The sequence below is a fragment of the Psychrobacter sp. 4Dc genome, assembly GCF_002836715.1.
Lineage (GTDB): Bacteria > Pseudomonadota > Gammaproteobacteria > Pseudomonadales > Moraxellaceae > Psychrobacter.
In genome coordinates, this window is sequence record NZ_PJAT01000073.1 from 1 (window position 1) to 14,097 (window position 14,097).

At 37.9% G+C, this 14,097-nt stretch carries 12 protein-coding genes; 6 read left to right on the plus strand and 6 right to left on the minus strand.

What is annotated here, in order from left to right; all coding sequences use genetic code 11:
* Positions 1–235 (minus strand): hypothetical protein (locus CXF61_RS14135; protein ID WP_227526592.1); only part of this gene is annotated, 235 nt, incomplete at its 3' end.
* A gap of 750 nt (positions 236–985) precedes the next feature.
* On the opposite strand from CXF61_RS14135, the gene CXF61_RS04175 reads away from it, so the two are divergent.
* Positions 986–1,126 (plus strand): hypothetical protein, encoded by a 141-nt coding sequence (locus CXF61_RS04175; protein WP_165597261.1) that lies wholly within the window; start codon positions 986–988, stop codon positions 1,124–1,126.
* Positions 1,127–1,139: 13 nt separating this feature from the next.
* Here the strand turns inward: CXF61_RS04175 and CXF61_RS04180 are convergent, their stop codons facing one another.
* The 5 genes from CXF61_RS04180 to CXF61_RS04200 form a co-directional block, all read right to left on the minus strand.
* Entirely contained in the window at positions 1,140–1,742 is a 603-nt protein-coding gene (locus tag CXF61_RS04180; RefSeq protein ID WP_165597262.1) for a hypothetical protein, read from the minus strand.
* Between the two features lie 353 nt (positions 1,743–2,095).
* On the minus strand, positions 2,096–4,855 hold the full coding sequence (locus tag CXF61_RS04185; RefSeq protein ID WP_165597263.1) for a hypothetical protein: 2,760 nt from the start codon (positions 4,853–4,855) through the stop codon (positions 2,096–2,098).
* Position 4,856: 1 nt separating this feature from the next.
* Positions 4,857–5,171, minus strand: coding sequence for a helix-turn-helix transcriptional regulator (locus CXF61_RS04190; protein WP_165597264.1), 315 nt, complete (start codon positions 5,169–5,171; stop codon positions 4,857–4,859).
* 143 nt (positions 5,172–5,314) lie between these two features.
* Entirely contained in the window at positions 5,315–6,280 is a 966-nt protein-coding gene (locus CXF61_RS04195; RefSeq protein WP_165597265.1) for a hypothetical protein, read from the minus strand.
* 252 nt (positions 6,281–6,532) lie between these two features.
* The gene (locus CXF61_RS04200; protein ID WP_165597266.1) at positions 6,533–6,754 is read right to left on the minus strand and encodes a helix-turn-helix domain-containing protein; all 222 of its coding nucleotides are present in this window, start codon (positions 6,752–6,754) and stop codon (positions 6,533–6,535) included.
* Between the two features lie 241 nt (positions 6,755–6,995).
* Here CXF61_RS04200 and CXF61_RS04205 point away from each other — a divergent pair, with 241 nt between their 5' ends.
* The 5 genes from CXF61_RS04205 to CXF61_RS04225 form a co-directional block, all read left to right on the plus strand.
* The gene (locus tag CXF61_RS04205; RefSeq protein WP_165597267.1) at positions 6,996–7,274 is read left to right on the plus strand and encodes a hypothetical protein; all 279 of its coding nucleotides are present in this window, start codon (positions 6,996–6,998) and stop codon (positions 7,272–7,274) included.
* Positions 7,275–7,676: 402 nt separating this feature from the next.
* Positions 7,677–8,237, plus strand: coding sequence for a hypothetical protein (locus CXF61_RS04210; RefSeq protein WP_165597268.1), 561 nt, complete (start codon positions 7,677–7,679; stop codon positions 8,235–8,237).
* Entirely contained in the window at positions 8,237–10,561 is a 2,325-nt protein-coding gene (locus CXF61_RS04215) for a hypothetical protein (RefSeq protein WP_165597269.1), read from the plus strand. Before CXF61_RS04210 ends, CXF61_RS04215 begins: the two co-directional genes overlap by 1 nt.
* Entirely contained in the window at positions 10,554–13,808 is a 3,255-nt protein-coding gene (locus CXF61_RS04220; protein WP_165597270.1) for a site-specific integrase, read from the plus strand. Before CXF61_RS04215 ends, CXF61_RS04220 begins: the two co-directional genes overlap by 8 nt.
* A 74-nt stretch (positions 13,809–13,882) precedes the next feature.
* The coding region (locus CXF61_RS04225; RefSeq protein ID WP_193834179.1) for a transposase at positions 13,883–14,097 on the plus strand (215 nt) is incomplete at its 3' end.

A 14,097-nucleotide genomic window follows, 5' to 3' on the forward strand; every position in this document is an offset into this window, starting at 1 on the left:
TATCTTCAAATAAAGAAGTAATTACTTCACTCTGATTGTAGATAGGTAATACCTCTGCACTGCTAACGTCTATGTAGTAGGCTTTGGCTTTGGTATGAAATTTATGATATTTGAGATAACTGGCAATATAGTATGAAGTACACTCAGTAGATACAAGGCACAAAATATCGATAATGTTTGATAAACATATATATTTGTCAAATTTACCTTCTTCTAAAGCAATAACATAATCCATATTCACACCTTTATACCCTTTATCAAAGTAGCTGCAAGGTAGTGACAGCACAAGAGTATGAGTAAATACCTTTTACTTAATCATTTCTAGCCCTGCCCACATTTCTATCATTTGTTCTTTGAATACATCATACAATCCCTAGCCAAATTTAGCACAAAAAAAAGCCAACCATTGAAAACAATGATTGGCTTTTCTCTATTACTGCTGTGTTTGGTCGGAACGGCAGGAAGTAAAGTGTTAGCTGTATATATTGTAATATATAGGTCTTATATTTATATATATCGATAATACCAACAATAATACCAACAATAATTTTTAGTGACACTGTTTTTAGCTTTGTTAGGTCTTACTTTGTAAGTATTTTCTTTACGCACATTAATTTATGACTTTAATATTCATATGACCTTCTGAGTTATGATCACTAATTTCTTAAATATTGATTCCAAACATAAAGAACCCACTATAATGTAAGCTATAGCTGTTTTATATTAGGTGGTGGGCTTAAGTTAAGGCTTTACATTTAATGTTACTTACAGACATTTTCTTCATAAATATTAGGATGTAACTATGGGTAATCCAAGTAACGGTAGTACGAGTTCAGATCGCAAAGAAATATCAGACCAAGGCGGAAAAATTCGTGGTTCTATAGGTGATGCCGCAATCGGACAGAACCCGGAATCAACTAGCAAACCACCCAAACCACCACATAATCCACATAAATAAACTTCTCTAAAGTGTTAGGACATGACTATGGCTAATCCAAATAACAGTGATTCAAGTTCCAACGGTGACAAAAAATCAGACCGAGGTGGCTGGCCACTAAGCGATAATGGACAACGTCCAGCATCACATAGACCACCACCCAAACCACCACATAACCCACATAAATAGTTCTTTACTAACTTTATTTTAATTTTGTTGTATATCTCATTTCTAAAAACTCTATATCGGCACGAGGAAAGTAAGTAATCATACTACCAAATTCTGGTTCTAGTTTAACCTGTCCCACTTCTGTCCAGTCTACATCCTCTTTGCCTTTAGTGTCGGTAACATAAAAGGCAATACCATCTTCGTCCATAATAAATGGGGCAAACACATCTCCAAAAAACTCCATTGTACTACTACATAAATATTGATTACCATTTTTATGCACTAATTTTATTTGAGTTGCCGCTACGCCTTTATGAGAAGATAGCGTTTTCCAAACGTCACCTGTATTCATATTATGACTAACTTTGCTTTTGTACAAAAAATCAGTCCATTTATAGTCAGCAAATTTCAACCATAAATAAGCAATAATCGGTCCAGACAGCACCGCTAGATAAGCCCAATTTGACTCCCATAGTTGGACGGTGAGAGCAGTTGGTAAACCAAGGAGTAATACGAACATCCAAACATCAGTAAGTTTTTCAGTTTTTCTATAGTCACGTTTTAATATTATGTAACCTAAATAACCTGCGACCAATGTAGCTTGTATTTGCAGTGGCAACTGTAGTAACTCTTGCATAAGTACTTCCTAACATTTGACTATTATTATTGCACATACTGACAGTAAAGCTTAAAAATGATACTTAATATAAATTTAGCTCAATAGACTTGATAGATCATTCAGGTGCTATTTTCTGATGTCGGGTGGATAGGCGTTAATAAAGGTAGGACAAGTAGCAGTAGTAGGGTCATTTCACCTCACCTATATATAATATACATTCTATTATTATAGTAATTTTTAAAACCATTAGGGTTATACAGTTCTACTAGTCCTATTACTCCTACCTTTTTTGGTTATTAATGACCACGAATAAAAAGCCAAACAATCTAATGCTTGGCTCATATCTACGTTTGTTAATGCTTAACCATAAGTCATACAAGCTTTGTTACTTTAAAGCTATTTCCCTTAGTACTGGCTTTGGATAGTTCCAATTTTAAACCGTTTGCAATGCGCCCATGCCTAAACTTTAGTATTGCGCCTACTGATCGGCTGCTCAATGACTTACCGCCGTTTAAGTCTAATAATATTTCTTGTAAATTATTATCTACTTGAGCATGAATTAAGGCTTGATCGTACAATTCCCTAGCATTAAATATTATATTACTTCGCCATTTATAAATGCATGCTAGTAACTCGCTTAGCGTTTCATGTTCTGGGTCTCTCTCCATGTTGTCATCAATCGAGCGTTTAGGGTCTGTCAGTCCTTCTACTTGTGTAGATAGCCATAACACGGGCTGGCGTGCTACGGTGTCCCAGTCCTCAAAACTAGGCAATCTATCTTTAGCCATACCGCCGGCGCGGTGTTCATTACTTTGAAGGTAGCCACGTATTAAAGTAATAGCGGCGGCTGCTAGTTTGTATCGATTACGCTCTATATATGCGGCTGGTTTCAATCCATCAATAGCGGATAAATTGCGCTGTGCTTGTGTGGGGTTCTCTATGCCAGTATCAAAACGGCAAGTTAGAACACGGCGCGGCATATCGCCCACTAAGGTTATGTTATTACCCGTCAATAAAAGCATGGCGCGGTGTGCTACTTCTACGCTTTGACTTGAGCCTAATATACGTCCGCTGAAGCGTTCCGATGTTAAAAATGAGGCCATAGTAGCGCTGTTAAAATGCCCCATCACGTTATCCCAGATAATAAAACGCCGTCCTTCTATGACCATAGATAATAAGGTTTTGCGTATTTCGTCCTCGTTCTTTTCAATACTTGGTGTCATAGCTGGGGCTGTACCAGTTGCAAGTAATCCTAAACACTCGCAAAAGTAGGTTTTGCCGCTACCTTGTTTGGGTGCATCAAAAGCAAAGGCTGGCGCGGTTGCTTGCGTGGGGCGCGTTATCGCTGTTAGTACGGCGGATAATGCTACGCTGCGGCTTACATCGTCTGCAAAGTCGAACGTATTAAACGGTTTCATTAACTCATTGTATGCGGCTATAGCGTCCTGCTCACTTACTAATGCTGCTACGCTAACGCCGTGATCTAAGCAATCAAGATATAGCTTTGTACTTTTATCATAACCCTGTTTACTTACTATATGGTTGTCATGGGTGATTGTCGGCGCGCTTATAACAGCATTAAGCGGCTTTAGGTCCCTGTGCTTATGCATTGATAGTATTTGCTTAATAACCTTCGTTGGCGGATCAATCAGCCGCTCATGCATTGTCCTTCCAGTTTTTTGCCCCTGCCAATACTGATTTATAACGCCTAACTCATGCTCTAATAAAGATTCACTAAACCGTAATATATTGCCGTCTCTAATACTTACTAGTTGGTCCCCCATATCATAATAATCTGGCGAGGCTTGCATTATTCTAAGCGTTTTTAATGTGGTGTCTGACGTCTTGCCAGCAACGTGCTCAAGCCGGTGAGGTTGCTTTATCAACTTATATGTTTTACCACCATGTGCTTGGCTAAATAGGCGCGGACTTTGGCCTTGAATATATAGTTTGCCTGTGTTGCTGTAATTATTATAGTCAGGCTCTAACGGATCTTTAGTGATTGCCCCATGATATTGTTCTGGATTATCTAAAGCATCACCTATGCTTATCTGTTTGCCGTCTGCCAGTGTGATGATAAAGTCACCTGCCAAAACGTCCATATTAATAGCGCGTAGTACGTTGCTTTTTGCGGCTGTTAGCTGGTCGTCTGTAGGCTCTGTAATGCCTTGCTTAGTTAGGTTAGCAATAGCTTTATCATGGCTGAATACTGCCCGTATCTCTGCCACTTCATCAGCATAAGGCGCTTTAGCTTGTATCTTGATTTCGGCTAGTGTTTTTTGCTGTTTGGTTGTCAGTTCAGGTAATGCGGCCTTTGTATCAAGTGGCTGCCCTTCATGGCATTCTGTTGCTACTACTCGCTGCTCTAACGGTTTAATGCAATGCGAGCCAGCGGCAAAGTCTAGGCGGCTAGGCTGAAACACGGCGGCATCAATGGGTGATCGTTCTAAGTAGCTGCCAGCTTTGCTTATAGCGTAGTAACCATGACCATTTAGCCATAGACGTTCGAACAATATCTTGCCAGCGCGTGCTATGTCGCTTGCATCAGTCACAAAAATATAAAGCCTTTGACCTGTTAAGCCGGTTAATTGCTCATTACCATTATAAATATAGCTACTTGAGCTTGGCCGCCATATGTAAGGTATATTATTAAGCGGTATAACTTCATTAACGGCTTTAATAAAGTCCGCCTTTGACAGTGTTTTATCATCACAATCAAGCATCATAACGCCGCCGTGATTGCCCCATCTAAAGTGGTTGTTTGTTCGTGTTAATGCATTATCTGGGCCGCCTTGTTCCTTATAAATCTTACTACTTAATAGCAGCGTTTCATTATTCTTGCCGGCATGAATACCCCACGTTACAGCCTGATTATGTTCTAAACTGTCTAGTATGTTCGCTAATTGCCGAATACTAGTAATGCTTACATTTAGTGCCTTGCCTTCGGTCATTTGCGCTATGGTATCGGTTATCATGTCACCATTAGCGCCTAACATCCGCTTTTTAGTTAACGTTTTCGGTGTTATACTCGTAATAATACTTAGGTTTGCTATGATTTGGGTATTGAATTGTTCATATTTAACTAATGCCCCTACGTTTGCCGCGTTAGGGGCGTTTTTAATATCTATCATATTAGCACCCATCAACTTCGTTATTATCAGAATTGTTAATTTCAGATTCATCAGAGTGCCAATGTTCAAGCCAATTCAGTACGTCACGATTACGCCATGCAGTAATAGTTGGTGATAATTTCACCGGTGCAGGAAATTTCCCGCTTTTTGACCATTCCCATAGAGTGCTGCTACCGAAAGGAAGTAGGGGTAGTATCGTACTAGCACGACTCATGCCCTGATGTGGCAATACTGAACTAGCAATCAATTGGGTATCATCAGAATTTTCATTCTGTAACTGATTTACCAAAGTTATTTGAGGTATTTGACTAGCCATTTATATAAACTCCGTAACGGTTTATCTTATGCCATAACGGACTGTTATGGCTTACATGAAATAGGTTAGACAAAAAAAACCCCTCTAGAAAGAGGGATTGCGGTGTCGTGATCATGTGATTACGGGAAGTTTCTTCGTAATACCTATTTATCATTGTTATAAATAGGCGGTTTTGTCCTATCAAAAAGTAAATCTTTACGGCTTTTCTTTTTAACGCTACTTGATTGAGCGCCTGATTTAAAACTTAATCCTTGCATATGTTTCGTTTTTATAGTCTCTAACTTCACGATTATGGAGGAAGCTTTAACACCTTCTTTATCACTTATATGCGAAGCCATATCTTCCATATAGGATATAATCGTATTGGCAATATCGTCCTTAGTTAACGCATTCTGATAGTCAAGCTGTTTTAATAGATAAGCTAAATGATAATTTGATTTAACTATTATTGATTTGTAGAAATTTAAACGTTGTGTATTTGATGGTTGAACAGGATTTTCTAACTCAGTTTGGTTGGAGGCTTTTTCTAATTGTTTTTCCAACTCAGCAATTTTCTCATCTTTCTTTATTAACTGCTGCTGAGTATCAGGCTTATCTATCAACTTATTTAAGCTATCTTTCCCAATTCTAATATCATCTATCTCTAGAACATAGTCTGCTCTATCTATAAAGAAAGATGAGTAAGGAATGCCTGCTTCCATAATAGAACTTTTCTGGTTATAGTAGTCATTCATTTCTTTCGCAGTAAACTTAAAATAGAGCTTTTCTTCAGGGAATTCTGTAATTTGCAGATTAGCTTGTTCAGCCCCAGGTTTTGCTAATAAACTTAGAATGTGTTCATTATCTATTAGTATATAAGCACCGTTTAGAAAGCCGTTTTCAAGCTCAGTTTCAAAATCTATTTTGTCTGTTTCACCTTGAATAGCTGTTGTTATTTCATGGATGAATTTACCCTTATACCAAATAGCTAATTTTAGTTTATCCTCTCTGACCAAGTCTTTTACTAAAGTAATAGCGTTTTTCTTACTAACTTCTCCGAAGTTATAAAGCTTCATATATGTAATCATCTCATCAATGCTTAGGTGTTTTTTTAAGTCAAAAGTATTCATATGAGCATGACCTTATAATTTATTTCATAGATGTAAATAGATACTGTTGTTAATGTATTCAAATCTTAAATTCAACAATTCCATATCAGCTAAAATTTTTAACTACTTTTAGAATGAAGGGTTCGGATTCGTTGCCTTTCAAATTAGTGCTTTGTTAGCCTTATCATCAGGCAAGAGACTAATTCACTATCGATTTAAAGATTTTCTTTTCTGAGAGAATGTTTTATAGGACTGATGCTTAGTGGTCATCATCTAATTATCTTCGCTTGGATCATCCTCTTCATAGAGAATAATATCGCCTGGTTTGCAGTCTAATAACTTGCACAGTTCATTAAGCGTCTCAAAATCGATACGTGTCACTTCATTATTGTACATTCTATAGAGAGTAGACCTACCAAGCTTAGACATTCTATCTGCATCTGCAACACGTATCCCTTTTTCAGCAAATAAGACAGGAAGGTTAAGTTTAATCATTATTTAATCCCTAAAGTGATAATAAAATGCTTGCTAGTGATAATAATATAGTTTAAAGTGTGGTTAGTAGTGATAGAGTAATACTATCGATTAATAGTTAGTCGACTAGATAACTATTATGTCATAGGTATCCTTCATTACCGAAATATCTATATTCACTATAACTATAAATAGGTAAAAGATATTAGCAAGATCTACTTATTATATATTTTAAGGTCAATTAGAAAATGAGGGTAGTATTATGCTAAATATTAGCTATGAAGAATTACGTAAAGAGTCCAAACCAATGGGCAGTATTGATGATGAAGCCAATCGCATTGCTAATCATCTCATTTGCGAGCTATCTATTCCCACTGGAACATCTATATCAAATTTTCTGGAGGTGGATAGTTGCTTTAATAATCATATGGCGATACGCATTTGGGTACAGAATCAGCTCATTAACTTGAAAGGTGATACGTTCAATGAAAAGTGTCAGGAGTTAAAAATCAAGCTTTATGATAGCTTGCCTGTATATTGAGAATCATCCTATTTTACGATAGTCTATTCAATGAGCAATCGTTTTTTCGTTAATTGAGTTTGTTATAAGTATTGTACTGATTTTATCTGAATTAGATTGCTTTAATGAATCTCAAGGTGCTTTCCTCTTAGGTACTAAGCATAATCACTCTCGCTTTGGCAACTCATGCATCCCATATTCAAACCCCAAATTTAATCTTCTCACCTAACAAAAACAAAAAATATAAAAACCTCTTAATACTATATGTTCTATATTGTTAAGAGGTTTTTTTGCGCCTGAAATAATGGTAACTATCTAATAATACTGATTATTTTACAATATTAAGCCCCACAATAATAAAGCGTTTGACACCTAAGTGATTATTGAATAACATGAGTTATATTCACTATTACTATGAATAAAATGAAAAATAATAAACTTAAGGTTGGGCAAAAACTTGCCAATCCTAGTAAGGATGATTTGTATGTACATCCGTATGCTAAAGCCGCTTTATGTGTTTGGCAGAGATTGAGACCTAAAACGACTTATATCAATATGAAGTTTTTGGATAATTTCTACCGTCCACCCCTGCGCTTGGTTGATGGAGGGGACGATGCTTTTTATTTCTTTAATGATTTCCAAAGAGTCGATCAGGTTTTAAGGTTCGAGAATGATAGCGATCACCCATGCTTAATAATCCCTGAAAGTATTAAAGATGTTCAGCAGCTCGCATGGATGGAGGTTATAAACTTGATGTTCTTGAAAGGTATTCACCATCCTGATTTGTTTAAAGCACTTAAATGCACTGCACCTCAAAGTGTGATATGCCAGCTCATGGGGGTTAGGCAACTGACGGTAAAGGAGTATTGCCATTTTGCAGGTATTAGCCAGAGTAGTTATGAATATCGCCAATGTAAGTTTGCAGTAGAAGATCGAGTTCTAGGTATTCCTCAAAGTATGAGCTGGTTGAGTGGTGCACCCTAATGAATATAAAGAAATTTGATAACAACGAATTAAAAGTGGTTTTAGATCAGCTAGTACCACCTGATTCACCGTACTGTATAAAAGTACAAAGTCTGATTATTAATACTCTTTATATTAATCCAGGCTTTTGCCTACATATCAGTGAACATGCCAACATAGAAATGCCGGTATTTATATCGTCTGAATGTGAAGCTATTGCCAAGACAGTCGTCAAAGAGAAAAAGATTGAGGATTGGGCAGTCACTTATATGCTGGTCTTGTTTTACCAGAGGTATGGTCAAGCACATATTGATAATGAAGCATGGCAGTTTATGAGTGCATATCTGCAAATAATTATTATGATTGCTATACGTAAGGATGACCACTCCGCCAAAGTCAGTCAGCTAAGTGTGCGTCTAAGGATGGGCTTAAAGGACAATAATCCACAAACTGAGATTATTAAAAAATTGATTAGTATTCATGCTCAACATGCTTCACTCACAGATGCATTAGCGGCGTTACGTCAATACGAAGCCCAAATCGGAAATGATGAAAAGTTAGGCAGGATCGTTAATAAAAAGCTGGCTGGTAAAATTGGTCAAATAAGACTTGCCTATGAGGTGGTTGCAGAGAACAAAGCGTTTGTAGGTAAAACCTATACCAACTCACAAAACAATGAGCTTAGTAAGGAACACGCTAATAAGCGATACTTTAATAGTGCTGATGAGCCAATACGAGTCACAATATTTGGCAGACCCCATAAAAATGATAACGTGGCGGACGCTGAAAATATTGCTGATGACGACCCGCCTGCGCTTTTAGATAATGACTTTAAACCTTCTAGGACAACCGCTAAATCCTCAGAATTACAGCAATGGAAGCTAAAAAACAATTATCGACATGCCCGCCGTAATCAGTTTTATTTTCCTACCAACCTACGTCAACTAAGCCTACTAAGCTATCAAGTGCTATTCGCTCGGGTGTGGCAGCTTTTTGGCGTTGTTAGCTATAAACAGCGTCAGGTTTATGCGGTCATATTACTATCACTACTAAGTGGTCGGAAGATTCAAGACGTGATTTATGAGTTAGAACTGGATAAAAGTCAGCGCAAGTGGTTGAGTCATGAGAGCGGTTCGGCTGCTGATAGTTATGCTATGAGTAACACGATTAAAGTGACTTCTAATCGTAGAAGTCACTTACTGCCGCATCGTCAAAGCCATGATAATGAATTTAAATTACCTCTGCCAGCTAGGCTACAAGCAGTTATTGCAAATAAGTTTTTGGTGGATAGTGATGAAGTATCTGAAGTGCTGGCAAGCTTAAAAACGCAACTAGAGCTACCAGTGTTATCAAATCAGCATATTGATGCTTGTTTATATACAGTTATAAAGAATGAGCTGCAAGAGCCATTACATGCCGACATGATTACTGGGGTTGATGTGAAACACAGCTCGCCTTTGTACTACACCAGTATTGAGACAATAAGCTTAGAGAAGACCTACTACAGCGCTATACATTTATTGACCGAATACTGTACTGCTGACAGCCAAGGTGAGCTGCGACAGCTTAGTATGTCTAGCACGAAAAGCAATCGATATAAAAAATATGTCGGTAGTGACATGACTGTAAATACTGATATCTGCCAAAAGTTTTTTGATGAGCTTGCTGAGGCAGCGGAGAGTTATAACGGACGATTAAAGCGGAACATCAATATACGGCAGGACCGCTATATTGAGCAGTTTAATGCTTATGGTGTCTGGCTATGGCACATCATCTTTATTCAGACTGGGATTAGACCCGTAAAGCATGCGCCTGGGCTTTTAAATCAGTTTGATTTTAGGCAGGGGCTGCTATGGGTGTCGGATAAAGAAGAGCGTCATGGCCAAGGGCATGGAAGGCTTATTCCTCTTAGTGATTTCTTAATCACAGCCATTCAGAATTATATTGAGTATATCAAGCAATTTGCGGTCATGCATAATTCTATATATCCCAATGACCAATTTCCTATAAATAATATTTTGAACTCTAGTCAGCCACTCATTCAGCTATTTAGCCAAAATCCCAAAGGGTTTGCCGGTATTACGCCTAGTAAGGTTCGCTATCAGATAAAACATTTTTTTAGTCACCAAGATAATTGGCTAAGACATCAATTACGTTCACTACTAACGAATAGGTCTCCTGAGCATTTGATATGTGCCTTATATGGTCATGAACATCCAGATCAGGAGGCTATGCATCCAATGTCGTCATTATCCATTAATGAGCTAAAAGCGTTATCCGCTGACTTAGATAAAGTTGCAGTTGAGCTTAAACTACGACAAGTTGAGGTGAATATATATGGATAATGCTGTTGCTCATCAGTTAAGAGAAGAAAATAAAAGCAAGAATCATGAGAGTATCAAAAATGAGGCGAAAGTTTTGATAGCTTCGTATGTTGATGAGAATTCTCTAAGCATAGGAGCAGACTTAACTGAATATTATCAAGCTATCGATAGCGTGCTTGAGATACGCTTTGATACTGCACATACCTATTACTTAGCCAGACAAGGGTTTTTAGAATACATACGGAGTTACAACAAAGCTCATGAACTGAATCTAGATGAACCAGTTGTGCCAGTCATAGCAGAGCGTGATGATTTAACAATATCTTATGATTGGATGGTAAATGGTGCTCAAGTAAGCCTTGCTAGCCAGCAAATGATCGAAATGTGGCAACGAAAAAGAAGGTTCTCAAACAATGATTTGATTGAGTCAGTGCTCTACTGTAGCGTGATGTATGGGGGATTGGATGACATAGATGTGTTAAAAGCACTTTATCAATGGCTCCTAGGCGAACGTGAGATATACCAATTGCAGGTACCAGCAACTGATGAGTTACCAGGTTCAGGTAACGACCATGAGAGTTTGGCGCTAATCTTGCTAAGTATTGATGATGACAATTACGGTTGTTCTCATACGCAAGGTCATACTTCAGGGGATATATCTGATACAAGCTTACAGCGCTATGTCGAGTACATACCTGACGATATGACACTTTGCTTTTTATATGCGCTAAAAGATAAAAAGTTAAAAAAAGAAGGTGTAAAATCGTTTGAAACCATTATTAATGAAATTTGTAAGAAGCTAAAACTACAGAATAAAGATAAAAGTAAACCACATTTATCACAATTAATAAAATACGCTGACTATCATTGGCGGCAGATGAAGGGGGGCGATATAGACACTGCGCTGGCTATTGTTAGACAGGGCAGGATTAAAACGACGGGCTTAACTACAAATAAGCTTATTAATTATAATCAAGAGGTGTTTAAATCAAACCCACAGCCGCTTACTTGGTCAGAGTTGTTTGTAGCAAGTTATTCAGGATCAGACAAAAAAAGTACCAATAGTAGGGAATATCCAAGCTTTAGTAAAAATCTAATTAAAGAAGTTCAAGATGCCCTTAAGGGCAGTAAAGACTCAGCTATTGTGCAACTAGAGCTGTTGCAGCAGGAGTTTACTCAACCTAATGCCACGCGTCTTTTAGGGTGGGTAAAGAGCTTGTTGAGTGATAGTAATAATAGACTAGATACCATCAGTAAATACGTGGGCTGTATTGGTCGTGATTGGCTGATGCTAACAATGGATGAAAATCTTGATGAATGGTCGGATGAGGACTTTGAAGCTGTATATGAGGAAATCATTCAAAGTAAGATTAAGGATGGAAGAAAGCAGTCTATTTTGTACAAAGACTCAGGCTTTGGTGAAGACAGCCTAGAGACAGAAGATGATTTATTTGGCTGTGCAGACGATGAGTTAAATCAAAGTAGTATTGATAGTTCAATTAGAGAGCTTGCAGATGAAAACAAAGTTTCATATCTAAATAAGCTTAAAGATACTCAAAAATTTACTTACGGCAGACTACGAGCTTTCCATGATTATCAGCGAGCGTCCTATAATGCGCCGTTTGTGTATTTCCCATGGGGTAATAAACGCCAAGTGGTAAATGCGAACATGATATCACCTCGGATATACCATGCGATGAAAGAGTATCTGGTCAATTCGGGTTTAGACGATGAACAGAAAAACCTTTGCCTAGTAGTGTTAAGTCTTGCGTATCGAACAGGGTTGCGAATTAAAGAACTTATCGGTGTTAAAGTTCGTGATATAGCTGACATCTATATTGATGAGCATGGGCAACGAATACAGCAGCCACAAATATGGTTAAGACCAAATCGCTATCGGAGATTGAAAAGTAGCAGCGCAAGCCGCCTTATACCGATTAACTGCCTACTTAAGAAAGACGAGCTAACACAATTTACTCAGTTATATCGTCAGCAGAAAAGATTGAAGCGTCGTTACTTGTTTTCTCAAGGTTCAGGTGATCAGCCGTTACCCAGTGTGGTTTTTAGTAACCTTATGAAGTTAATTTGGGACAGATTGCTAGGAGAACACAACTTCACATTTCATAGCTTTAGGCATACTACGATTAGTCAGCTGGCGTTAGTACTAAGTAAGTCGTCATTGGCACAGGTGATGACTGATTATGATAATGAGCAGTGCGAAAAAGTCATAAAAGGCGTCCTTGGCTATCATAAAGATCAAGGCGCTTGGATTGGGCTGGCTAGCTTTGCAGGGCATTTAACATGCGACACAACCTTTGAGCATTATATTCATACTGCTCATCTGCTGGCAGGGGAGCGGCTTAACAGAGCTTGCTTAGAGTTACCTATAACAGTTTTAGAGCTAATAACAGGATTAGATTACTCTGCTATCTATAGGCAAGACAAAACTGCTTATGATGCAACGACCAAGACTGTAAAGTTAAATAAGATAAGATCATACTTTCTTAAAAAAACAGCTGTTAATAAAACACCATTATTTAAGAATATAGATCAACCTGATAACAATACTAGCCAGCAACTGTTAAATAGTAATTTGGATGACTTTAAAGAGTCGAATACAAATTCAATTTTCATTCATCCTAAATATGCGGACGTCATAGGTTTTCTAAAGGAGCTACAGGAGTTAAAAGAAAACTCTCGAGATGAGCTGTTACCTGAAGTTGCTATTAGACATGGTATAAGTTTAAATGAATCTAAATGCTTATACCTGCGCGCTAGTGAGCTGTTCGACGATGACAGGCTATTACTAGGTAGGCCTAAAGGTGGTAAAAACCAGGAAGTAATAATTAGAGCATTAGATAGGGCGTATCAGATGTCTATAAAGAATCCTGAGCAGTTGAGAATGTTTATTGAAATATTTGCACACAAACAAAACTTAAATAACTCATCGATTCATTTTGGTATTAAGGAGGCCCAGCTTGAAATGCTACAGAGTTTTATGCTGGTAGGTTGTCAGCTTATTGATGCCAGTCATTGGCAGGTTAGGGCATATAGCGAGCAAGCTGTAAGTGATGTTAAAAAAGACTTGAGTCTCAACAGCTCAATACGTGTCGGTGCTCGTGAGAGTTTTCATGGCTATGAAGTAAGGGTTGTACAGAAAAAGCGTAAGAGGTCAGAGAATAATATGGCTTTAACTAAAGACTATTATGCTTCATCAGGCGTGCTCAAGTACTTAGGATATTTGTTGATGGTATTAGTAGCTAACTAAGAGGAGGAGACCCAGATTGAGCATTTCCTAAAAAGTGTGTAACTGCTTATAATCCACTAACAGGAGAATAAGCAATGACTAACCAATCTGACATCAAGAAACTGGCTGAGCAAATGGCCAACAGCATGAAAAGCTTCGATGACATCAAAGACTTTCAAAAGCAGCTCATGCAGTCCTTCATCGACACTGCCCTAGAAGCAGAAATGGAAGAGCATCTCGGCTACCCCAAGCATGAAAAGGCAGACAGGCCTAATAAGCGCAATGGGCACACTAAAAAGAGAGTCCGTAG

Bases quoted from the DNA above. Each gene is read 5' to 3' on its own strand.
- CXF61_RS04175 (WP_165597261.1), top strand. From the start codon at position 986: ATGGCTAATCCAAATAACAGTGATTCAAGTTCCAACGGTGACAAAAAA.
- CXF61_RS04180 (WP_165597262.1), bottom strand. From the start codon at position 1,742: ATGCAAGAGTTACTACAGTTGCCACTGCAAATACAAGCTACATTGGTC.
- CXF61_RS04185 (WP_165597263.1), bottom strand. From the start codon at position 4,855: ATGATAGATATTAAAAACGCCCCTAACGCGGCAAACGTAGGGGCATTA.
- CXF61_RS04190 (WP_165597264.1), bottom strand. From the start codon at position 5,171: ATGGCTAGTCAAATACCTCAAATAACTTTGGTAAATCAGTTACAGAAT.
- CXF61_RS04195 (WP_165597265.1), bottom strand. From the start codon at position 6,280: ATGAATACTTTTGACTTAAAAAAACACCTAAGCATTGATGAGATGATT.
- CXF61_RS04200 (WP_165597266.1), bottom strand. From the start codon at position 6,754: ATGATTAAACTTAACCTTCCTGTCTTATTTGCTGAAAAAGGGATACGT.
- CXF61_RS04205 (WP_165597267.1), top strand. From the start codon at position 6,996: ATGCTAAATATTAGCTATGAAGAATTACGTAAAGAGTCCAAACCAATG.
- CXF61_RS04210 (WP_165597268.1), top strand. From the start codon at position 7,677: ATGAAAAATAATAAACTTAAGGTTGGGCAAAAACTTGCCAATCCTAGT.
- CXF61_RS04215 (WP_165597269.1), top strand. From the start codon at position 8,237: ATGAATATAAAGAAATTTGATAACAACGAATTAAAAGTGGTTTTAGAT.
- CXF61_RS04220 (WP_165597270.1), top strand. From the start codon at position 10,554: ATGGATAATGCTGTTGCTCATCAGTTAAGAGAAGAAAATAAAAGCAAG.